This is a genomic window from Streptomyces sp. NBC_01410 (assembly GCF_045040195.1).
Classification (GTDB): domain Bacteria; phylum Actinomycetota; class Actinomycetes; order Streptomycetales; family Streptomycetaceae; genus Streptomyces.
Genome location: NZ_CP109530.1, coordinates 1,633,506 through 1,653,747, shown reverse-complemented (window position 1 = coordinate 1,653,747; position 20,242 = coordinate 1,633,506). Strand labels below are relative to the sequence as shown.

The following is a 20,242-nucleotide window of genomic DNA, read 5'->3' as shown; positions in this document are numbered from 1 at the left end:
ATGAGTAAGATCCTTATTCGCGGCGCGAAGGTGCTGGGCGGCGAGGCCCAGGACGTCCTGATCGACGGCGAGACCATCGCCGCGGTCGGTACGGGCCTGCCGGCCGAGGGTGCGACGGTGATCGAGGCCGCTGGGCGGATCCTGCTGCCCGGACTCGTCGACCTGCACACCCATCTGCGCGAGCCCGGCCGTGAGGACTCCGAGACCGTTCTCACCGGCACCAAGGCGGCCGCCGTCGGCGGCTTCACCGCCGTCCACGCCATGGCCAACACCTTCCCGGTCGCCGACACGGCCGGTGTGGTCGAGCAGGTCTACCGCCTCGGCAAGGAGTCCGGCTACTGCGACGTGCAGCCCGTCGGCGCCGTCACGGTCGGCCTGGAGGGCAAGAAGCTCGCCGAGCTCGGCGCCATGCACGACTCGGCAGCGGGCGTGAAGGTCTTCTCCGACGACGGCAAGTGCGTCGACGACGCCGTGATCATGCGCCGCGCCCTGGAGTACGTGAAGGCCTTCGACGGCGTCGTCGCCCAGCACGCCCAGGAGCCCCGCCTCACCGAGGGCGCCCAGATGAACGAGGGCGTCGTCTCCGCCGAGCTCGGCCTCGGCGGCTGGCCCGCGGTCGCCGAGGAGTCGATCATCGCCCGCGATGTCCTCCTCGCCGCCCACGTCGGCTCCCGCGTCCACATCTGCCACCTCTCCACCGCGGGCTCGGTCGAGATCGTCCGCTGGGCCAAGTCCAAGGGCTGGAACGTCACCGCCGAGGTCACCCCGCACCACCTCCTCCTCACCGACGAGCTGGTGCGCACGTACAACCCCGTCTACAAGGTCAACCCGCCGCTGCGCACCGAGGCCGACGTCCTGGCCCTGCGCGAGGCCCTCGCCGACGGCACCATCGACTGCGTCGCCACTGACCACGCCCCGCACCCGCACGAGGACAAGGACTGCGAGTGGGCCGCGGCCGCCATGGGCATGGTCGGCCTGGAGACCGCCCTGTCCGTCGTCCAGCAGACGATGGTCGACACCGGCCTCATCGACTGGGCGGGCGTCGCCGACCGGATGAGCTTCCGCCCGGCCGCCATCGGCCGGCTGGAGGGCCACGGACGCCCCGTCTCGGCAGGTGAGCCCGCGAACCTCACGCTCGTCGATCCGGCATACCGTGGAGCCGTGGACCCCGCGGGCTTCGCCTCCCGCAGCCGCAACACCCCCTACGAGGGCCGTGAGCTGCCGGGACGCGTGACCCACACCTTCCTGCGGGGCAGGGCCACGGTCGTCGACGGGAAGCTCGCGTGACATCACTCATCGTCCTGGCCGCCGGGGAGAAGTCGGCGGAGGTGACCAACTGGGCCGGACGCATCGGCTGGGTGGCCGGACTGCTGCTCTTCATCGCCCTCGTCTACTGGCTGATGCGCCAGGGGTGGAAGTGGCGCGGCAGCCTCCAGTCGGACCTTCCCGAGCTGCCTGCCCGCCCGTCTCCCACCACCACCCTCAACCGAGACGGCAAGCCGCCGCTGCCTGGAATGCCCGAGTCGCCCGGCGAGGCGACACTGAGCATGAGCGGCCGCTACCACGGCTCGACCACGGCCGGTCAGTGGCTCGACCGGATCGTGGCCCATGGTCTGGGCACCCGCAGCCGCGTCGAGCTCACGCTCACCGAGTCGGGACTCGACGTCGTACGCCCCGGGGCGCAGGACTTCTTCGTCCCCACGGCGGCCCTGCGCGAGGCGAGGCTCGACAAGGCCATCGCGGGCAAGGTCCTCGCCGAGGGCGGACTGCTGATCGTCACCTGGGTGCACGGCGACAAGCTGATCGACTCCGGCTTCCGCTCCGACCACGCGGCCGAGCACGCCGCCTGGGTCGGGGCGATCAACAACCTGAACCAGAACAGCACGACGGAAGGCGCACGATGACGACCTCCACCCGGGGAGCCGCCAAGGTTCCCGCCGTACTCGTCCTGGAGGACGGCCGTACCTTCCGCGGCCGTGCCTACGGGGCCGTGGGGGAGACCTTCGGCGAAGCGGTGTTCAACACCGGCATGACCGGTTACCAGGAGACGCTCACCGACCCGTCCTACCACCGCCAGGTCGTCGTGATGACCGCGCCGCACGTCGGCAACACCGGCGTCAACAACGAGGACGACGAGTCCGGGCGCATCTGGGTCGCCGGCTATGTCGTACGCGACCCCGCGCGCGTGCCCTCCAACTGGCGCTCACGCCGCTCCCTCGACGACGAGCTCGTCGCCCAGGGCGTCGTCGGCATCAGCGGCATCGACACCCGCGCGCTCACGCGCCACCTGCGCGAGCGCGGCGCCATGCGCGTCGGCATCTTCTCCGGCGCGGCGGTGATGGACGACGCCACGCTGCTCGGCAAGGTGCAGGCATCCCCGCAGATGAAGGGCGCGAACCTGTCCGCCGAGGTGGCCACCAACGAGACGTACGTCGTCCCCGCGACCGGCACCAAGAAGTTCACCGTCGCCGCCATAGACCTCGGCATCAAGGGCATGACCCCGCAGCTGATGGCCGAGCGAGGCATCGAGGTGCACGTCCTGCCCGCCACGGCCACGGTCGAGGACCTGTACGCGGTCAACCCCGACGGGGTGTTCCTCTCCAACGGCCCCGGTGACCCGGCCACCGCCGATCTGACCGTGGTCAAGGCGGTCCTGGAGCGCAAGACGCCCCTGTTCGGCATCTGCTTCGGCAACCAGCTCCTCGGCCGCTCCCTCGGCTTCGGCACGTACAAACTGAAGTACGGCCACCGCGGCATCAACCAGCCCGTGCAGGACCGCTCGACCGGCAAGGTCGAGGTGACCGCGCACAACCACGGCTTCGCCGTCGACGCGCCGCTCGACAAGGTCTCCGACACCCCCTACGGCCGCGCCGAGGTCTCCCACGTCTGCCTCAACGACAACGTGGTCGAAGGCCTCCGGCTGCTCGACCGGCCGGCCTTCAGCGTCCAGTACCACCCCGAGGCGGCCGCGGGCCCGCACGACGCCGCGTACCTGTTCGACCGCTTCGTAACCCTGATGGAGGGCCAGCGTGCCTAAGCGCTCCGATATCCAGTCCGTCCTGGTCATCGGCTCCGGCCCGATCGTCATCGGGCAGGCCGCCGAGTTCGACTACTCCGGCACCCAGGCCTGCCGCGTCCTCAAGTCCGAGGGCCTGCGCGTCATCCTGGTGAACTCCAACCCGGCGACGATCATGACCGACCCGGAGATCGCCGACGCCACGTACGTCGAGCCGATCACCCCCGAGTTCGTCGAGAAGATCATCGCCAAGGAGCGCCCCGACGCGCTGCTGCCCACCCTCGGCGGCCAGACCGCGCTGAACACCGCCATCTCCATGCACGAGCAGGGTGTGCTGGAGAAGTACGGCGTCGAGCTCATCGGCGCCAATGTCGAGGCGATCAACAAGGGCGAGGACCGCGACCTGTTCAAGGGCGTGGTCGAGGCCGTCCGCGCCAAGATCGGCCACGGCGAGTCCGCGCGCTCGGTCATCTGCCACTCGATGGACGACGTCCTGGGGGGCGTCGACGAACTCGGCGGTTACCCGGTCGTCGTCCGCCCCTCCTTCACGATGGGCGGCGCGGGCTCCGGCTTCGCGCACGACGAGGACGAGTTGCGCCGCATCGCCGGACAGGGCCTCACGCTCTCCCCGACCACCGAGGTGCTCCTGGAGGAGTCCATCCTCGGCTGGAAGGAGTACGAGCTGGAGCTGATGCGCGACAAGCACGACAACGTCGTGGTCGTCTGCTCCATCGAGAACTTCGACCCCATGGGCGTGCACACCGGTGACTCGATCACCGTCGCCCCGGCGATGACGCTGACGGACCGCGAGTACCAGCGGCTGCGCGACATCGGTATCGCGATCATCCGCGAGGTCGGCGTGGACACCGGCGGCTGCAACATCCAGTTCGCGGTCAACCCCGACGACGGCCGGATCATCGTCATCGAGATGAACCCGCGCGTCTCGCGCTCCTCGGCGCTGGCGTCGAAGGCGACCGGCTTCCCGATCGCCAAGATCGCCGCCCGTCTCGCCGTCGGCTACACCCTCGACGAGATCCCCAACGACATCACCGAGAAGACCCCGGCGTCCTTCGAGCCCACGCTCGACTACGTCGTGGTCAAGGTGCCGCGGTTCGCCTTCGAGAAGTTCCCGTCCGCCGACGCCACCCTCACCACCACCATGAAGTCGGTGGGCGAGGCCATGGCGATCGGCCGGAACTTCACCGAGGCGCTGAACAAGGCGCTGCGCTCGCTGGAGAAGAAGGGCAGCCAGTTCTCCTTCACCTCGGAGCCGGGCGACAAGGCGGAGCTCCTGGAGACCGCCAAGGTCCCCACCGACGGCCGGATCAACACCGTCATGCAGGCCATCCGCGCGGGCGCCACCCCCGAGGAGGTCTTCGAGGCCACCAAGATCGACCCGTGGTTCGTCGACCAGCTGTTCCTGATCAAGGAGCACGCCGACGAGCTCGCCGCCGCCGAGAAGCTCGACCCCGAGCTGCTCTCGGACGCCAAGCGCCACGGCTTCTCCGACGCCCAGATCGCCGAGATCCGCGGGCTGCGCGAAGACGTCGTACGCGAGGTCCGGCACGCGCTGGGCATACGCCCGGTCTACAAGACGGTCGACACCTGCGCCGCCGAATTCGCCGCCAGGACCCCGTACTTCTACTCCTCGTACGACGAGGAGAGCGAGGTCGCGCCGCGGGAGAAGCCCGCCGTGATCATCCTCGGCTCGGGTCCGAACCGGATCGGCCAGGGCATCGAGTTCGACTACTCCTGTGTCCACGCCTCCTTCGCGCTGAGCGACGCGGGCTACGAGACCGTGATGGTCAACTGCAACCCGGAGACCGTCTCCACCGACTACGACACCTCCGACCGGCTGTACTTCGAGCCGCTCACGCTGGAGGACGTCCTGGAGATCGTCCACGCCGAATCGCTGGCCGGGCCCATCGCCGGCGTCATCGTCCAGCTCGGCGGCCAGACCCCGCTGGGTCTCGCGCAGGCCCTGAAGGACAACGGCGTGCCCATCGTCGGCACCTCGCCCGAGGCCATCCACTCCGCCGAGGACCGCGGCGCCTTCGGCCAGGTGCTCGCCGAGGCCGGTCTCCCGGCTCCCAAGCACGGCACCGCGACCACCTTCGCGGGGGCCAAGGCCATCGCCGACGAGATCGGCTACCCCGTCCTCGTACGCCCGTCGTACGTGCTCGGCGGGCGCGGCATGGAGATCGTGTACGACGAGGCGCGCCTGGAGGCGTACATCGCCGAGTCGACCGAGATCAGCCCCACCCGTCCCGTCCTGGTCGACCGCTTCCTCGACGACGCGATCGAGATCGACGTCGACGCGCTCTACGACGGCACCGAGCTCTACCTCGGCGGCGTCATGGAGCACATCGAGGAGGCCGGTATCCACTCCGGCGACTCGGCGTGCGCGCTGCCCCCGATCACGCTCGGCGGCTTCGACATCAAGCGGCTGCGGGCCTCGACCGAGGCGATCGCCAAGGGTGTCGGCGTACGCGGCCTGATCAACATCCAGTTCGCGATGGCCGGCGACATCCTGTACGTCCTCGAAGCCAACCCCCGCGCGTCCCGGACCGTTCCCTTCACCTCGAAGGCGACCGCCGTACCGCTGGCGAAGGCCGCAGCCCGTATCTCGCTGGGCACGACCATCGCCGAACTGCGCGCCGAGGGCATGCTCCCGGCGAACGGTGACGGCGGCACCCTGCCGATGGACTCACCGATCTCCGTCAAGGAGGCCGTGATGCCGTGGTCGCGCTTCCGCGACATCCACGGTCGCGGTGTCGACACCGTCCTCGGCCCGGAGATGCGCTCCACCGGCGAGGTCATGGGCATCGACTCGGTCTTCGGCACGGCGTACGCCAAGTCGCAGGCGGGTGCGTACGGACCGCTGCCCACCAAGGGCCGCGCGTTCATCTCCGTCGCCAACCGCGACAAGCGCTCGATGATCTTCCCGGCGCGCGAGCTGGTGGCGCACGGCTTCGAGCTGCTCGCCACGTCCGGCACGGCCGAGGTGCTCAAGCGCAACGGCATCAACGCCACGATCGTGCGCAAGCAGAGCGAGGGCCAGGGCCCGAACGGGGAGCGGACCATCGTCCAGCTCATCCACGACGGAGACGTCGACCTCATCGTCAACACCCCGTACGGAACCGGTGGCCGCCTCGACGGCTACGAGATCCGCACGGCAGCGGTGGCGCGCTCCGTGCCGTGCCTGACGACGGTCCAGGCGCTCGCCGCCGCCGTCCAGGGCATCGACGCGCTCAACCGCGGTGATGTGGGCGTGCGTTCACTCCAGGAACACGCAGAACACCTGACCGCGGCCCGCGACTAGCAAACGGCGAGGGGGACACCGGAAACGGTGTCCCCCTCTTCGTGAGGACACCAGCATGTACAAGTTCTTCTTCAACCTCGTCTTCAAGCGGATGGACCCGGAGCAGGCCCACTATCTGGCCTTCCGCTGGATCCGGCTCGCGGCTCGGGTCCCCGTGCTGCGTACGTTCGTCGCGGCCGTGCTCGCGCCCCGGTACGCGTCGCTGCGCACGGAGGCGTTCGGCCTGCGGATGCACGGCCCCTTCGGTCTCGCCGCCGGCTTCGACAAGAACGCCGTCGCCGTCGACGGCATGTCGATGCTCGGCTTCGACCACATCGAGATCGGCACGGTCACCGGGGAAGCACAGCCCGGCAACCCCAAGAAGCGCCTCTTCCGCCTGGTACCGGACCGCGCGCTGATCAACCGCATGGGCTTCAACAACGAGGGCTCCGCCGCCGTCGCCGAGCGGCTGCACGCGCGCGTGCCGGTCTTCAGGACCGTCGTGGGCGTCAACATCGGCAAGACCAAGGTGGTCCCGGAGAACGAGGCGGCCGCCGACTACGTGACGTCGACCGAGCGGCTCGCCGCGTACGCCGACTACCTCGTCGTGAACGTCTCCTCGCCGAACACGCCCGGCCTGCGCAACCTCCAGGCCACCGAATCGCTGCGCCCGCTGCTCACCGCCGTACGCGAGGCGGCCGACCGCACGGTCACCGACCGCCGCGTCCCCCTCCTGGTCAAGATCGCCCCGGATCTCGCCGACGATGACGTCGACGCCGTCGCCGACCTCGCCCTCGAACTGGGCCTGGACGGCATCATCGCCACCAACACGACCATCGCGCGCGAGGGCCTCGGCCTGAAGTCCGACCCGTCGCTGATCAAGGAGACCGGCGGTCTGTCCGGCGCACCGGTCAAAAAACGCTCCCTGGAGGTCCTCAGGCGCCTCTACGCGCGCGTGGGCGACCGGATCACCCTGGTGGGCGTCGGCGGTGTCGAGAACGCCGAGGACGCCTGGCAGCGCATCCTGGCGGGCGCCACGCTCGTCCAGGGCTACAGCGCCTTCATCTATGAGGGCCCTTTCTACGCCCGCGCGATCCACAAGGGCCTCGCGGCCCGGCTCGCGGCCTCCCCGTACGCAACCCTCGCCGACGCCGTCGGCGCCGAGACCCGGAAGGCGACCACGTGACCCTCGCACCCTTCGGCGCACGCCTGCGCCACGCCATGGACACCCGCGGCCCCCTCTGCGTCGGGATCGACCCCCACGCTTCCCTGCTCACCGCCTGGGGCCTGAGCGACGACATCGCGGGCCTGGAGCGCTTCACGCGTACGACGGTCGAGGCGCTGGCCGACCGGGTCGCCGTCCTCAAGCCGCAGTCGGCGTTCTTCGAGCGCTTCGGCTCACGCGGCATCGCCGTACTGGAGAAGGCTGTCGAAGAGGCACGGGCCGCGGGCGCGCTGGTGCTCATGGACGCCAAGCGGGGCGACATCGGCTCGACGATGGGCGCGTACGCGGCGACCTACCTCGACAAGGACTCGCCGCTCTTCTCGGACGCGGTGACCCTCTCGCCGTATCTGGGCTTCGGCTCGCTGCGTCCGGCGCTGGACGCGGCCGCGGTCTCGGGCGCCGGCGTCTTCGTCCTGGCCCTCACCTCGAATCCGGAGGGCGCCGAGGTGCAGCGCTCCACGGCCGCGGACGGCCGGTCGCTGGCGCAGCTGATGCTCGACCACATGGCGGCGGAGAACGCGGGCGCCGCACCGATGGGGTCCGTGGGCGCGGTCGTCGGCGCGACGCTGGGCGACGCGGGGGTGAATCTCGACATCAACGGGCCGCTCCTGGCACCCGGAATCGGAGCCCAGGGCGCGACTCCCGCGGACCTTCCCGGAGTCTTCGGCCGGGCCGTCGGGAATGTCGTGCCGAGCGTCAGCCGGGGCGTCCTGCGGCACGGTCCGGACGTGGCCGCGCTGAGGGAGTCGGCGACCCGCTTCGCGGACGAGGTGCGCGCGGCGGTCTCCGGCGTTTAGCCCCTGGCAGGGGGCCTCGAACACGTCGGCGAAAGTCGCTGCATCGACCACGTTGACGAAAACTTGGCTCAAAACCTGGACGATATGTCGGAAATGTCCTAGTCGGTCGATGCTGACCAGGACTTTTCGTCTGTTCTCGCTGACTGGAGCGGCCTTGGCCGCTAGTCTCCGTCGAAGAGCGAACGTGCACTGCGTTGCCCGTAGCTCGCCTGGTGAGGCGCGCCAAGGTTCCTCACCGGTCCGTATCCGACAGTTCGACATCCGAGGTGACGTAGGCGTGGCTCTTCCGCCCCTTACCCCTGAACAGCGCGCAGCCGCGCTCGAAAAGGCCGCCGCGGCTCGCCGGGAGCGGGCCGAGGTCAAGAATCGACTCAAGCACTCCGGCGCCTCGCTCCACGAGGTCATCAAGCAGGGTCAGGAGAACGACGTCATCGGCAAGATGAAGGTCTCCGCTCTCCTTGAGTCCCTGCCTGGCGTGGGCAAGGTCCGCGCCAAGCAGATCATGGAGCGGCTCGGCATCTCCGAGAGCCGTCGTGTGCGCGGTCTCGGCTCGAACCAGATCGCCTCCCTGGAGCGCGAGTTCGGCGGCGGTGCCGCCTGACGTTCTCGGGCACTCCCGGGAACCTGGATAATCGCTGCATGGCAGCAGAGGTACGTCCGCGGCTGACCGTGCTCTCCGGCCCCTCCGGGGTCGGCAAGAGCACGGTCGTCGCCCATATGCGCAAGGTCCACCCCGAGGTATGGCTCTCGGTGTCGGCCACCACAAGAAAGCCGCGCCCCGGCGAGCGCCACGGCGTTCAGTATTTCTTCGTCACCGACGAGGAATTCGACAAGCTGATCGCCAATGGCGAGCTGCTGGAATGGGCGGAGTTCGCGGGCAATCGCTACGGCACGCCGCGCCGTGCGGTCCTCGAACGCCTGGACGCGGGCGAGCCGGTGCTGCTCGAGATCGATCTCCAGGGTGCGCGGCAGGTCAAAGAATCCATGCCGGATTCGCAACTTGTCTTCCTGGCCCCGCCGAGCTGGGAGGAACTGGTCCGTCGGCTCACCGGCCGCGGAACCGAGTCCGCCGAGGTCATCGAACGCCGGCTGGCGGTCGCGAAGGTGGAGCTGGCCGCCGAGTCTGAGTTCGATGTCACCCTGGTCAATACCTCCGTCGAGGACGTGGCGCGTGAGCTGCTAGCCTTGATGGAAGTTGTTTGATCTTTGTCCGATCATTTGTGCAAGTTCTTCGGAAGGCTAGAGAGTGTCCTCTTCCATCACTGCGCCCGAGGGCATCATCAACCCGCCGATCGACGAGCTGCTCGAGGCCACCGACTCGAAGTACAGCCTTGTTATCTACGCGGCCAAGCGCGCGCGCCAGATCAACGCGTACTACTCGCAGCTCGGCGAGGGTCTCCTCGAGTACGTCGGTCCGCTGGTGGACACCCACGTCCACGAGAAGCCGCTCTCGATTGCCCTGCGTGAGATCAACGCGGGTCTGCTGACCTCGGAGGCCATTGAGGGCCCGGCTCAGTAGCGTTTTACGCTTTTCACCTCAGGCCCGGCGGCACGTCCGCCGGGCCTGAGGTCTGTTCGGGGTCCCCGCGGGGGTCGTCCCCCCGGATTGATGCAGCATGGGCATGTACGAGTCGTCGGGAGCGGGGAGTTCCGTGGTGGACAGGCCGAAGGTCGTTCTGGGGGTCAGCGGAGGCATCGCCGCGTACAAGGCGTGCGAGCTGCTGCGCAGGCTGACGGAGTCGGGCCACGACGTACGGGTGGTGCCGACCCAGTCGGCGCTGCACTTCGTCGGGGCCGCGACCTGGTCCGCACTCTCCGGCCACCCCGTGTCGACCGAGGTCTGGGCCGATGTCCACGAGGTTCCGCACGTACGGATCGGGCAGGGGGCCGACCTGGTCGTCGTCGCCCCGGCCACGGCCGACATGCTCGCCAAGGCGGCCCACGGCCTCGCCGACGACCTGCTCACCAATACGCTCCTCACGGCCCGCTGTCCGGTGATCTTCGCGCCCGCCATGCACACCGAGATGTGGGAGCACCCCGCGACCCAGGAGAACGTCGCGACACTGCGCCGCCGGGGTGCCGTCGTCATCGAGCCCGCGGTCGGCCGGCTCACCGGCGTCGACACCGGCAAGGGGCGGCTGCCCGACCCCGGCGAGATCTTCGAGGTCTGCCGGCGGGTGCTCGCCCGCGGCGTGGCGGCCCCGGATCTCGCGGGCCGCCATGTGGTCGTCAGCGCCGGTGGCACGCGCGAGCCGCTGGATCCGGTGCGCTATCTGGGCAACCGTTCCTCGGGCAAGCAGGGGTACGCCCTGGCCCGTACCGCAGCGGCCCGTGGCGCCCGCGTCACGCTCATCGAGGCCAACACCGGCATCGCCGACCCGGCGGGCGTCGACGTCGTCCACGTCGGCACGGCCGTCCAGCTGCGCGAGGCCGTGCTCAAGGCCGCGGCGGACGCCGACGCCGTGGTGATGGCCGCGGCGGTCGCGGACTTCCGCCCCGCCGCGTACGCCGAGGGCAAGATCAAGAAGAAGGACGGCCAGGAGCCCGCGCCCATCGTGCTGGTCCGCAACCCGGACATCCTCGCCGAGATCTCCACCGAGCGGGCCCGCCCGGGCCAGGTGGTCGTCGGCTTCGCCGCGGAGACCGACGACGTGCTCGCCAACGGCCGCGAGAAGCTGCGCCGCAAGGGCTGCGACCTGCTGGTGGTCAACGAGGTGGGGGAGAGAAAGACCTTCGGCTCGGAGGAGAACGAGGCCGTGGTGCTCGCCGCGGACGGCGGTGAGACGCCGGTTCCGTACGGACCCAAGGAGTCCTTGGCGGACATTGTCTGGGACCTGGTCGTGCCGCGCCTTGGGTGAATTCTTGGGTTCGCTTCGATGTACGGATGAAATCCCAAGAAGTCCGGCATACTGACCCAGGAACCCGGTCTGTCGCTCTGCAGCCCCGCGTCGAAACACACGTCACACTGCTCCCACGGAGCGAGACGGGTGGACCACGGTGGGAGAGCGCCGGATAAACTGCTCATGGAACGTCGCGGGGCGCAGCCCCCGGCCGGTCCGCCAATGATCAGCCAGCAGCCGCTGCAACCCCAGGGAGCATTGTGTCCCGTCGTCTGTTCACCTCGGAGTCCGTGACCGAGGGTCACCCCGACAAGATCGCTGACCAGATCAGCGACACGATTCTCGACGCCCTTCTGCGGGAGGACCCGACGTCCCGGGTCGCCGTGGAGACCTTGATCACCACCGGTCTGGTGCATGTCGCCGGCGAGGTGACCACCAAGGCGTACGCCGACATCCCCACGCTGGTGCGCAACAAGATCCTCGAGATCGGTTACGACTCCTCGAAGAAGGGCTTCGACGGCGCGTCCTGCGGCGTCTCGGTCTCCATCGGCGCACAGTCGCCGGACATCGCGCAGGGCGTCGACACCGCGTACGAGAAGCGTGTCGAGGGCGACGAGGACGAGCTCGACAAGCAGGGCGCCGGCGACCAGGGCCTGATGTTCGGCTACGCCTGCGACGAGACCCCCGAGCGGATGCCGCTGCCGATCCACGTGGCACACCGGCTCTCGCGCCGTCTGTCCGAGGTCCGCAAGAACGGGACCATCCCGTACCTGCGCCCCGACGGCAAGACCCAGGTCACCATCGAGTACGACGGCGACAAGGCCGTGCGCCTGGACACCGTGGTCGTCTCCTCGCAGCACGCGTCGGACATCGACCTGGACTCGCTGCTCGCGCCCGACATCCGCGAGTTCGTCGTCGAGCACGTGCTCAAGCAGCTCGTCGAGGACGGCATCAAGCTGGACACCGACGGCTACCGGCTGCTGGTCAACCCGACCGGCCGCTTCGAGATCGGCGGCCCGATGGGCGACGCCGGCCTCACCGGCCGCAAGATCATCATCGACACCTACGGCGGCATGGCCCGCCACGGCGGCGGCGCCTTCTCCGGCAAGGACCCGTCGAAGGTGGACCGCTCCGCGGCGTACGCGATGCGCTGGGTCGCCAAGAACGTCGTGGCCGCCGGCCTCGCGGCCCGCTGCGAGGTCCAGGTCGCGTACGCGATCGGCAAGGCCGAGCCGGTGGGCCTCTTCGTCGAGACCTTCGGCACCGCGGCGGTCGACGTCGAGAAGATCGAGCAGGCCATCGGAGAGGTCTTCGACCTGCGCCCGGCGGCGATCATCCGCGATCTGGACCTGCTGCGCCCGATCTACGCGCAGACCGCGGCGTACGGCCACTTCGGCCGTGAGCTGCCGGACTTCACGTGGGAGCGCACGGACCGCGTGGACGCGCTGCGCAAGGCCGCGGGTCTGTAAGCGAGGACCATGCCTGACGGCCCCGGACCGTGACGGTCCGGGGCCGTCGTGCGTCCTGGTCGCAGCGTCGGTCCTGGTCGCACTGTCAGTGACGTCTGGTAGGAATTTGGCTGTGAGCAGCGACAACAAGCAGCCCGAAGAGCCCGCCGCCGGTGGGCCGGAGCAGCTTGCGCTCATTCGGGAGACGGTGCGCAAGGCCAAGGTGCCCAAGGCGAAGCCGCGGACCTGGCGAGGGGCCGCGCTCGCCAAGGATTTGCCCGTGGCGCGGGTGATGGTCAACAAGGGCGTGCTGCATCTCGATCAGTACTTCGACTACGCCGTGCCCGAGGAGCTGGACGCGGACGCGCAGCCCGGGGTGCGGGTGCGCGTGCGGTTCGGGGCCGGGGGGCACCGGGTGCGGGAAGGACGGCGTGAAGGCGGCGGCCTGATCGACGGGTTCCTCATCGAGCGGCGGGCCGAGTCGGACTACGGAGGAGCGCTGGCCGCGCTCGCCTATGTGGTCTCGCCCGAGCCGGTGCTCAGCCCGCAGATGCTTGGCCTGGCGCGTGCGGTCGCCGATCGCTACGCGGGGAGCCTGGCGGACGTGCTGCAGCTCGCCGTTCCGCCGCGGAACGGACGGGCCGAGGCGAAGCCCTCGCCGGAGCCGCTGCCGGCGCCCGGTGCGCCGGAGCCCGGCAGCTGGGTGCGGTACGGCAGGGGGGCGGCGTTCTTGGAGGCGCTCGCGACCGGTGGCGCGCCTCGGGCGGTGTGGACGGCCTTGCCCGGGCCCCAGTGGCCGGACGAGCTCGCGCGGGCCGTCGCCGCGACGCTCGCCTCGGAGCGGGGCGCGCTGGTCGTCGTGCCCGACGGGCGGCGCGCCGCGCGGGTCGACGCCGCGCTCACCGCGCTGCTGGGGGAGGGGCGCCACGCCCTGCTCACCGCCGAGTCCGGCCCCGAGAAGCGCTACCGGCAGTGGCTCGCCGTGCGACGCGGGTCCGTGCGCGCCGTCGTCGGTACCCGGGCCGCGATGTTCGCCCCCGTTCAGGACCTCGGCCTGGTCGCGATCTGGGACGACGGCGACTCCAGCCACAGCGACGAGAACGCGCCGTTCCCGCATGTGCGCGAGGTACTGGAGCTGCGGGCCGCCCACGACAGATGCGGCTTCCTGCTCGGGAGTACGAGCTGCACGGTCGAGGCGGCCCAGCTCGTGGAGAGCGGCTGGGCGCTGCCGCTGATCGCCGACCGCGAGCAGGTGCGCAAGAGCGCGCCCCTCGTGCGTACCGTCGGGGACGGCGAGCTCGCGCGCGACGAGGCCGCGCGGGCGGCACGGCTTCCGAGCCTGGCCTGGGGGACCGTGCGGGACGGGCTGAAGAGCGGACCGGTGCTGGTTCAGGTGCCCAGGCGCGGCTATGTGCCCAGGCTCGCCTGCGAGCGGTGCCGTACGCCCGCGCGCTGCCGGCACTGCGCGGGCCCGCTGGAGGCGCCGGACGAGCGCGATCTGAACTGCGGCTGGTGCGGGCGCGGTGCGCCCGACTGGCACTGCGCCGAGTGCGGCGGTACGAGACTGCGCGCCCAGATCGTCGGCGCCCGGCGCACGGCGGAGGAGCTGGGCCGTGCCTTCCCCGCCGTCCAGGTGCGCACATCGGGCCGGGACCATGTGCTGGACAGCGTGCCCGATCGGCCCGCGCTCGTGGTGAGCACGCCCGGTGCGGAGCCCGTCGCCGAGGGCGGATACGCGGCGGCGCTGCTGCTCGACGGCTGGGCGATGCTGGGTCGGCCCGATCTGCGGGCGGGTGAGGACGCGCTGCGGCGCTGGATAGACGCGGCCTCGCTGGTACGCGGGCAGAGCGAGGGCGGCACGGTGGTGGTGGTCGCCGAGCCGACACTGCGTCCCGTACAGGCGCTGGTGCGCTGGGATCCGGTCGGGCACGCACAGCGCGAGCTGGCCGAACGGGCGGAGCTCGGGTTCCCGCCGGTGTCGCGGATGGCGGCCGTGTCGGGCCGTGCTGAGGCGGTCGCCGCGTTTGTGGCGAGTGCCGAACTGCCGGGCGACACCGAGGTGTTGGGCCCGGTCCCGCTCCGGGGCACGGACCCGGGCAGGACCCGCAGACCGGGTGATCCCCCGGTGGGCGAGACATGGGAGCGGGTGCTGCTCCGGGTGCCGCCGGGCAGCGGAGCGGCACTGGCCGCGGCGCTGAAGTCGGCCCAGGCGGCCCGGATGGCCCGCGGGGGCACCGAGCAGGTACGGATCAGGGTCGACCCGCCGGACATCGGCTGACGCGCAGGGGCCGGAACAGCAAGCGACTGCCCCCACCCGTGGGGGCAGGGGCAGCCGGGCGGGAGGTCAGCCGTTGCGCGGGCCGGGGAAGGCGCTCGGGCGGGTCTCCTCGCGGTGGGATTGGCCGGGGGCCGCCGACTGCGGCGGCATCGTGCGGGCTGCGGGGACGGCCGACAGGCTCGGGCCCACCGGCAGCGTGCGGGTCGGCGCCGTCTCCCCGCCGTGGTCCACATCAGCGGTGCCCGCCTGCTGCGCGGCCCGCCGTGCTCCGTACCGGCGGTGCACCGCCTGCTTGGTGACTCCCAGGGCCGAGCCGACCGCGTCCCACGAGAAGCCCAGCGAACGGTCGAAGTCCACCGCCGCGGTCACCAGCGTCTCGACGCTGTCCCGCAGCTCCTGCGCCAGACGGACGGTCGGGGCCGGGGCTCTGCCGTAGACGACGAAGCCCGTGGAGGGGCCTGAGCGGCGCGGGCGGTAGACATTGCCCAGCTGGGCGGTGAGCGTGCGCAAGGCGTCCACCTGCCGGCGGACCCGCTCGATGTCACGCACCAACAGGTGCAGACTTGCCCGGGCTTGGGCGTCGTGGGTTGCGTGGTCGGCCATTGACAAGCCTCTCGAACCGGCGTTGAAAAGGGGCTGGGCCGCATCCGGGGCGGCCCGCTTCGGTCAATCTCTCTTGACCAACGCTCCACCCGGCGATGTGGTCACGGGGCAGGGGCGTATGCGTATGTGCGCGGGGCGCACGGCCGCCCGTACGCCCCCTGCAGCCCCGCCCCATAGACTGGTGTGCTGCTCGTCACCGCACGGACGAGCAGTTGCCGGCACGCATCAGCCTGAGAGACATCGCACGGGGCTAACTCGTCAAGCCGCTGCCGCTAGAGAGGAGGGGAACGCCTGATGCTCTTCGAACAGCTCGCCCTCCTTGAGGCAGTGGTAAAGCTGCCCGATCATGCGGTTGAACAAGTGCCGCTGGGCTTGGGCATGCCAGTCTCCGTGCTCTCGCCTGCGTCGGTAGTGGGCGCCCGCTCCCTCGGATGCGGTGATGGCGGAGAAGGCCCACAGGTATCCGGCATGGTTGAGCCTGTCGTTCTTGACCATGCGTCGCCCTACGTGGTGTTTCTTTCCGGAGGCGCGGGTGACGGGTGCCGAACCGGCGTAAGCCTTGAGGCCTCTGGCATCGGCGAACCTGTCGCGGTCGTCTCCGACCTCGGCGAGAATCCGGGCACCGAGCTGGACGCCGAGGCCGGGGAAGCTGCAGATGGTCTCAGCGTCCGGATGCTGAGGGAATGCCTCCTCCACCGCCCTCGCGAGCTCGTCGGCAGCGACGCATGCGGCTTCCAGTTGCCGCAGGAGAGCGAGCGTCTGCTTGCCGAGAGCCACCTCGACCAGGGGCGGCTGGTGAGCGTAGTCTCCGCCGAACACTGCCCGGAGCCGGTCGACCTCGACGTCGATTCGGCGGCTGCGACCGGCGCGCTTCAAAGCGGAACGGACTTGGGCGCGAGACAGGCGTGCAGCCTGAGAAGGCGTGGGTGCGAGCTTCAGCAGTTCGCGAGCCTCAGGTCGGCACAGTCCGTTCTGCCAGCCGGTGAAGGCGTCCAGGGCTGCGGGGAAGTACTCGCGAAGCAGCGAGCGGAGCTGGTTGGCCATCTGCTGCCGGTTCCAGGTGGCGTCCTGCTGTGCCCGGGCGAGGACTGCGATGGCGCGTGCCAGGTCGGTGTCGGCCGGCAGCGGACGATGCATGGGCATGTCAGTGCGCAGGACGTTCGCCAGAACGAGGGCGTCGCCGGGGTCCGACTTCTTGCGAGAGACACCGTGCCGGTCCCGGTAGCGGGCGGCAGACATGGGGTTGACCGCGAATACTTTCCGCTTGCCAGTCCGCAGGACAGCAACGAGGAGGCCGCGGCTGGTCTCGATCGCGACCGGAATTGGGTTGTCTGCAGTGTCGCCGTACTCGGCGAGCAGGTCGAGCAGCAATTTGTAGCCTGCCGCATTATCGGTGATGCGACGCTTGGCCAGCAGCTGGCCGGCGTCGTCGATCAGGGCGACATCGTGATGTTTCTCGGCCCAGTCGATTCCGCAGTAGATCAAGGTTTTCCTCCCCTTGGCGCTGAGATCTGCGCTGGTGACGAGCGCAAGTGGGCCACGCGGCTCCCTAATTCCAGGCCTCGCTATCGGGCCGGCATCGCACTAGCCGTTCGCGGCACCAGCGCACTTCACGGGCCTCGGTCTAGCCAAGGGCTCTGCGGCTCAGGCATCGCGAGAGGTCACCGTGGAGCAGGCTCGCACCACCAACACCAACGAGTGACAACTCCGTTGGGTGATTACATTTCGAGAGTGCCGAGCGTCGTTCCTGTCGCAGGACGGAGATGCCGGAGCTGCGCGCTCAGGATCGACGAAGTCGTCATCGCTCGATGGTGCCCTGGTGGTAGCCGTGGAGACGCCGAGAAGCGCCGCTCTCAGTTGGGGCTTGCGCGAGCCGGGAGGAAACTAGGCGTCCGCTCGGCGCCCGCAGGGCTACCACCAGAGCCGGGTCTACGTGCCGCTCTCTCAGGAGGCGTCAGCCGCCAGGCAGTTAGAAGGCATCGAGGACCCGCAATCGAACAGTCCGGGGAAGGACTTGCCTCTCTCCGGAACCGCTACGAGAGAATTAGGCAGTCAGCCACCGATGAAGCTCGTCTTCGCAGGCACCCCCGAGGTCGCCGTACCCGCCCTGGACGCCCTGATCGCATCCGGCCGGCATGAAGTGGCCGCCGTCGTCACCCGGCCCGACGCGCCGGCGGGGCGCGGTCGCCGCCTGGTGGCCAGCCCGGTCGCGCAGCGTGCCGAGGAGGCCGGGATCGAGGTGCTGAAGCCGGCCAGGCCGCGCGACGAGGCGTTCATCGAGCGGCTGCGCGAGATCGCGCCCGACTGCTGCCCGGTCGTCGCCTACGGCGCGCTGCTGCCCAAGGTGGCCCTCGACGTGCCCGCCCGTGGCTGGGTCAATCTCCACTTCTCGCTGCTGCCCGCCTGGCGGGGAGCCGCACCCGTCCAGCACGCGATCCTCGCGGGGGACGAGATGACCGGCGCTTCGACCTTCCTGATCGAGGAAGGCCTCGACTCCGGGCCGGTCTACGGCGTGATCACCGAGCATGTACGGTCCACCGACACCAGCGGCGACCTGCTCACCCGGCTCGCTTTCGCGGGCGCCGGGCTGCTCGCCGCGACCATGGACGGCATCGAGGACGGCACCCTGCAGGCCGTGCCGCAGCCGGCCGAGGGCATCTCGCTCGCGCCGAAGATCACCGTGGAGAACGCCCATGTGGACTTCAAGGCCCCGGCGCTGCGCGTCGACCGCCTCGTCCGCGGCTGCACCCCGGCGCCCGGCGCGTGGACCGTCTTCCGCGGGGAGCGGCTCAAGCTGATCCACGTGGCACTGGTGCCGGACCACACAGCGCTCAAGCCCGGCGAGCTCTCGGTCGGCAAGAACAATGTGTACGTGGGCACCGGATCGCACGCCGTCGAGCTGCTCTGGGTCCAGCCGCAGGGCAAGAAGCCGATGCGCGCGGCCGACTGGGCGCGCGGGGTGCGCATCGTCCCGGGAGAAGGAGTCGGCGCGTAGGCCGTGTTTTAGAACTCCCGCCTGGCCCGCGACGCCTGGCACGCACACTCGCTGCGTTGTCGGATTCATCCAAGTACGTCCAGTACGAGGATGACCCTCCGCCTTGCGATTGCACGCACCAGACGCCGCGAGCCCCGCCCTACGGGCGGACGGCGCTAGTTCTAAAACACGGCCTAGCGCCGTCGTGCAAGGGCGGTGGTGGGAGACGGGCGGGAAGGTGGGCGCGGCGGAAGTAGGCTGAGGGCGTTCGACCCTTTCGATCGCGGAGCACCTTTGAACGAGCAGGCACATCGCCGTCCCCCGAAGCCGTACCGCCGCCCCAAGAAGGATCCCGTGCGGATCCTCGCCTTCGAGGCGCTCAGGGCCGTCGACGAGAGGGACGCGTACGCCAACCTGGTCCTGCCGCCCCTGCTGAAGAAGGCCCGGGAGAAGGACGACTTCGACGCGCGCGACGCGGCCCTCGCCACCGAGCTCGTGTACGGGACGCTGCGCCGCCAGGGCACGTACGACGCGATCATCTCGGCGTGCATCGACCGGCCGCTGCGCGAGGTCGACCCGCCCGTGCTCGACGTGCTGGCGCTCGGCGCCCACCAGCTGCTCGGAACGCGGATCCCCACGCATGCGGCGGTCTCCGCGAGCGTGGAGCTGGCGCGGGTGGTGCTCGGCGACGGTCGGGCCAGGTTCGTCAACGCCGTGCTGCGCAAGATCTCGCAGGACGATCTGGACACCTGGCTGGAACGGGTCGCTCCGCCGTACGAGGACGACGCCGAGGACCACCTGGCCGTGGTGCACTCGCATCCGCGGTGGGTCGTCTCCGCGCTGTGGGACTCGCTGGGCGGCCCCCGCGCCGGGATCGAGGACCTGCTGGAAGCCGACAACGAGCGGCCCGAGGTGACCCTCGTCGCCCGGCCCGGCCGCTCCACCACCGGCGAACTGCTCGATGTGCTGGGCGAGGAGTCCGGGCTGCCGGGGCGCTGGTCGCCGTACGCCGTGCGGCTTGCCGAGGGCGGCGAGCCCGGCGCCATCGAGGCCGTACGCGACGGCCGGGCCGGTGTCCAGGACGAGGGCAGCCAGCTCGTCGCGATCGCCCTCGCGAACGCGCCGCTGGACGGACCCGACGAGCGCTGGCTCGACGGCTGCGCGGGACCCGGCGGCAAGGCGGCGCTGCTGGGCGCGCTCGCCGCGCAGCGGGGCGCATCGCTCCTCGCCTCCGAGAAGCAGCCGCACCGCGCCCGTCTGGTCGAGCGGGCACTCGCCGGAAACCCCGGCCCGTACCAGGTCATCGCCGCGGACGGGACGCGTCCGCCGTGGCGTGAGGGCTGCTTCGACCGCGTACTCGTCGATGTCCCGTGCACCGGCCTCGGCGCGCTGCGCCGCCGCCCCGAGGCCCGCTGGCGTCGCCGCCCCGAGGACCTGGAGGGCTTCGCGCCGCTCCAACGCGGGCTGCTGCGCGAGGCGTTGAAGGCCGTACGGGTCGGGGGAGTGGTCGGATACGCGACCTGCTCGCCGCACCTTGCCGAGACCCGGGTCGTCGTGGACGACGTACTCAAGGGCCGCGGCGGCGAGGCCGTGGAGGCCGAGTTGGTGGACGCCAGGCCTTTGATGCCGGGGGTTCCCGCGCTGGGTGACGGGCCCGATGTGCAGCTGTGGCCGCATCTGCACGGCACGGACGCGATGTACCTCGCGCTGCTGCGCCGTACGGCCTGAGACGAGGCGGCGGCGGGCGGCGGGGTCTGAGG

General features: G+C 70.4%; 16 protein-coding genes. 14 read left to right on the top strand and 2 right to left on the bottom strand.

Annotation, left to right across the window (positions count from 1 at the left end; all coding sequences use genetic code 11):
• The 12 genes from OG741_RS07570 (at position 1) to OG741_RS07515 (ending at position 14,905) form a co-directional block, all read left to right on the top strand.
• Positions 1 to 1,287 carry a dihydroorotase gene (locus OG741_RS07570; protein WP_266489372.1) on the top strand — a complete coding sequence of 429 codons (1,287 nt, stop codon included), beginning with the start codon at positions 1 to 3 and terminating at the stop codon, positions 1,285 to 1,287.
• The gene (locus OG741_RS07565; RefSeq protein ID WP_405596062.1) at positions 1,284 to 1,904 is read left to right on the top strand and encodes a hypothetical protein; all 621 of its coding nucleotides are present in this window, start codon (positions 1,284 to 1,286) and stop codon (positions 1,902 to 1,904) included. The genes OG741_RS07570 and OG741_RS07565 overlap by 4 nt, the downstream gene beginning before the upstream one ends.
• Complete coding sequence (gene carA, locus OG741_RS07560) at positions 1,901 to 3,037, top strand: glutamine-hydrolyzing carbamoyl-phosphate synthase small subunit (RefSeq protein WP_405596060.1); 1,137 nt, start codon at positions 1,901 to 1,903, stop codon at positions 3,035 to 3,037. Before OG741_RS07565 ends, carA begins: the two co-directional genes overlap by 4 nt.
• Positions 3,030 to 6,338, top strand: coding sequence for a carbamoyl-phosphate synthase large subunit (gene carB, locus OG741_RS07555; RefSeq protein WP_405596058.1), 3,309 nt, complete (start codon positions 3,030 to 3,032; stop codon positions 6,336 to 6,338). The genes carA and carB overlap by 8 nt, the downstream gene beginning before the upstream one ends.
• Before the next feature lie 55 nt (positions 6,339 to 6,393).
• Complete coding sequence (locus OG741_RS07550) at positions 6,394 to 7,503, top strand: quinone-dependent dihydroorotate dehydrogenase (RefSeq protein ID WP_405596056.1); 1,110 nt, start codon at positions 6,394 to 6,396, stop codon at positions 7,501 to 7,503.
• Positions 7,500 to 8,339: an orotidine-5'-phosphate decarboxylase gene (gene pyrF, locus OG741_RS07545; protein WP_405596055.1), complete on the top strand. Its 840-nt coding sequence runs from the start codon at positions 7,500 to 7,502 to the stop codon at positions 8,337 to 8,339. The genes OG741_RS07550 and pyrF overlap by 4 nt, the downstream gene beginning before the upstream one ends.
• Before the next feature lie 277 nt (positions 8,340 to 8,616).
• Positions 8,617 to 8,940, top strand: a complete 324-nt coding sequence (locus OG741_RS07540; RefSeq protein ID WP_005319887.1) for an integration host factor — start codon at positions 8,617 to 8,619, stop codon at positions 8,938 to 8,940.
• 38 nt (positions 8,941 to 8,978) lie between these two features.
• Positions 8,979 to 9,542, top strand: coding sequence for a guanylate kinase (gene gmk, locus OG741_RS07535; protein ID WP_405596053.1), 564 nt, complete (start codon positions 8,979 to 8,981; stop codon positions 9,540 to 9,542).
• 43 nt (positions 9,543 to 9,585) lie between these two features.
• A complete protein-coding gene (gene rpoZ, locus OG741_RS07530; protein ID WP_005319902.1) occupies positions 9,586 to 9,858 on the top strand; it encodes a DNA-directed RNA polymerase subunit omega in 273 nt (90 codons plus the stop codon).
• A 136-nt stretch (positions 9,859 to 9,994) separates the two neighbouring features.
• Positions 9,995 to 11,197, top strand: a complete 1,203-nt coding sequence (gene coaBC, locus OG741_RS07525; protein WP_405596051.1) for a bifunctional phosphopantothenoylcysteine decarboxylase/phosphopantothenate--cysteine ligase CoaBC — start codon at positions 9,995 to 9,997, stop codon at positions 11,195 to 11,197.
• Positions 11,198 to 11,439: 242 nt separating this feature from the next.
• The gene (gene metK, locus OG741_RS07520; protein ID WP_405596049.1) at positions 11,440 to 12,648 is read left to right on the top strand and encodes a methionine adenosyltransferase; all 1,209 of its coding nucleotides are present in this window, start codon (positions 11,440 to 11,442) and stop codon (positions 12,646 to 12,648) included.
• Positions 12,649 to 12,760: 112 nt separating this feature from the next.
• Positions 12,761 to 14,905: a primosomal protein N' gene (locus tag OG741_RS07515; protein WP_405596048.1), complete on the top strand. Its 2,145-nt coding sequence runs from the start codon at positions 12,761 to 12,763 to the stop codon at positions 14,903 to 14,905.
• A 66-nt stretch (positions 14,906 to 14,971) separates the two neighbouring features.
• On the opposite strand, the gene OG741_RS07510 is transcribed toward OG741_RS07515, so the two are convergent.
• Positions 14,972 to 15,508, bottom strand: a complete 537-nt coding sequence (locus tag OG741_RS07510; RefSeq protein ID WP_405596046.1) for a hypothetical protein — start codon at positions 15,506 to 15,508, stop codon at positions 14,972 to 14,974.
• A 258-nt stretch (positions 15,509 to 15,766) separates the two neighbouring features.
• Positions 15,767 to 16,993, bottom strand: coding sequence for an IS110 family transposase (locus OG741_RS07505; RefSeq protein WP_405596045.1), 1,227 nt, complete (start codon positions 16,991 to 16,993; stop codon positions 15,767 to 15,769).
• 577 nt (positions 16,994 to 17,570) lie between these two features.
• Between OG741_RS07505 and fmt the strand changes: the two genes are divergently transcribed.
• Both fmt and OG741_RS07495 read left to right on the top strand, forming a co-directional pair.
• Positions 17,571 to 18,503, top strand: coding sequence for a methionyl-tRNA formyltransferase (gene fmt / locus OG741_RS07500; RefSeq protein WP_405596044.1), 933 nt, complete (start codon positions 17,571 to 17,573; stop codon positions 18,501 to 18,503).
• Between the two features lie 273 nt (positions 18,504 to 18,776).
• Positions 18,777 to 20,210 (top strand): RsmB/NOP family class I SAM-dependent RNA methyltransferase, encoded by a 1,434-nt coding sequence (locus OG741_RS07495; RefSeq protein ID WP_405596042.1) that lies wholly within the window; start codon positions 18,777 to 18,779, stop codon positions 20,208 to 20,210.
• Positions 20,211 to 20,242 lie beyond the last annotated feature (32 nt).

Coding starts and splice junctions, on each gene's coding strand:
- OG741_RS07570 (WP_266489372.1), top strand. CDS start 1: ATGAGTAAGATCCTTATTCGCGGCGCGAAGGTGCTGGGCGGCGAGGCC.
- carA (WP_405596060.1), top strand. CDS start 1,901: ATGACGACCTCCACCCGGGGAGCCGCCAAGGTTCCCGCCGTACTCGTC.
- OG741_RS07550 (WP_405596056.1), top strand. CDS start 6,394: ATGTACAAGTTCTTCTTCAACCTCGTCTTCAAGCGGATGGACCCGGAG.
- gmk (WP_405596053.1), top strand. CDS start 8,979: ATGGCAGCAGAGGTACGTCCGCGGCTGACCGTGCTCTCCGGCCCCTCC.
- OG741_RS07510 (WP_405596046.1), bottom strand. CDS start 15,508: ATGGCCGACCACGCAACCCACGACGCCCAAGCCCGGGCAAGTCTGCAC.
- fmt (WP_405596044.1), top strand. CDS start 17,571: ATGAAGCTCGTCTTCGCAGGCACCCCCGAGGTCGCCGTACCCGCCCTG.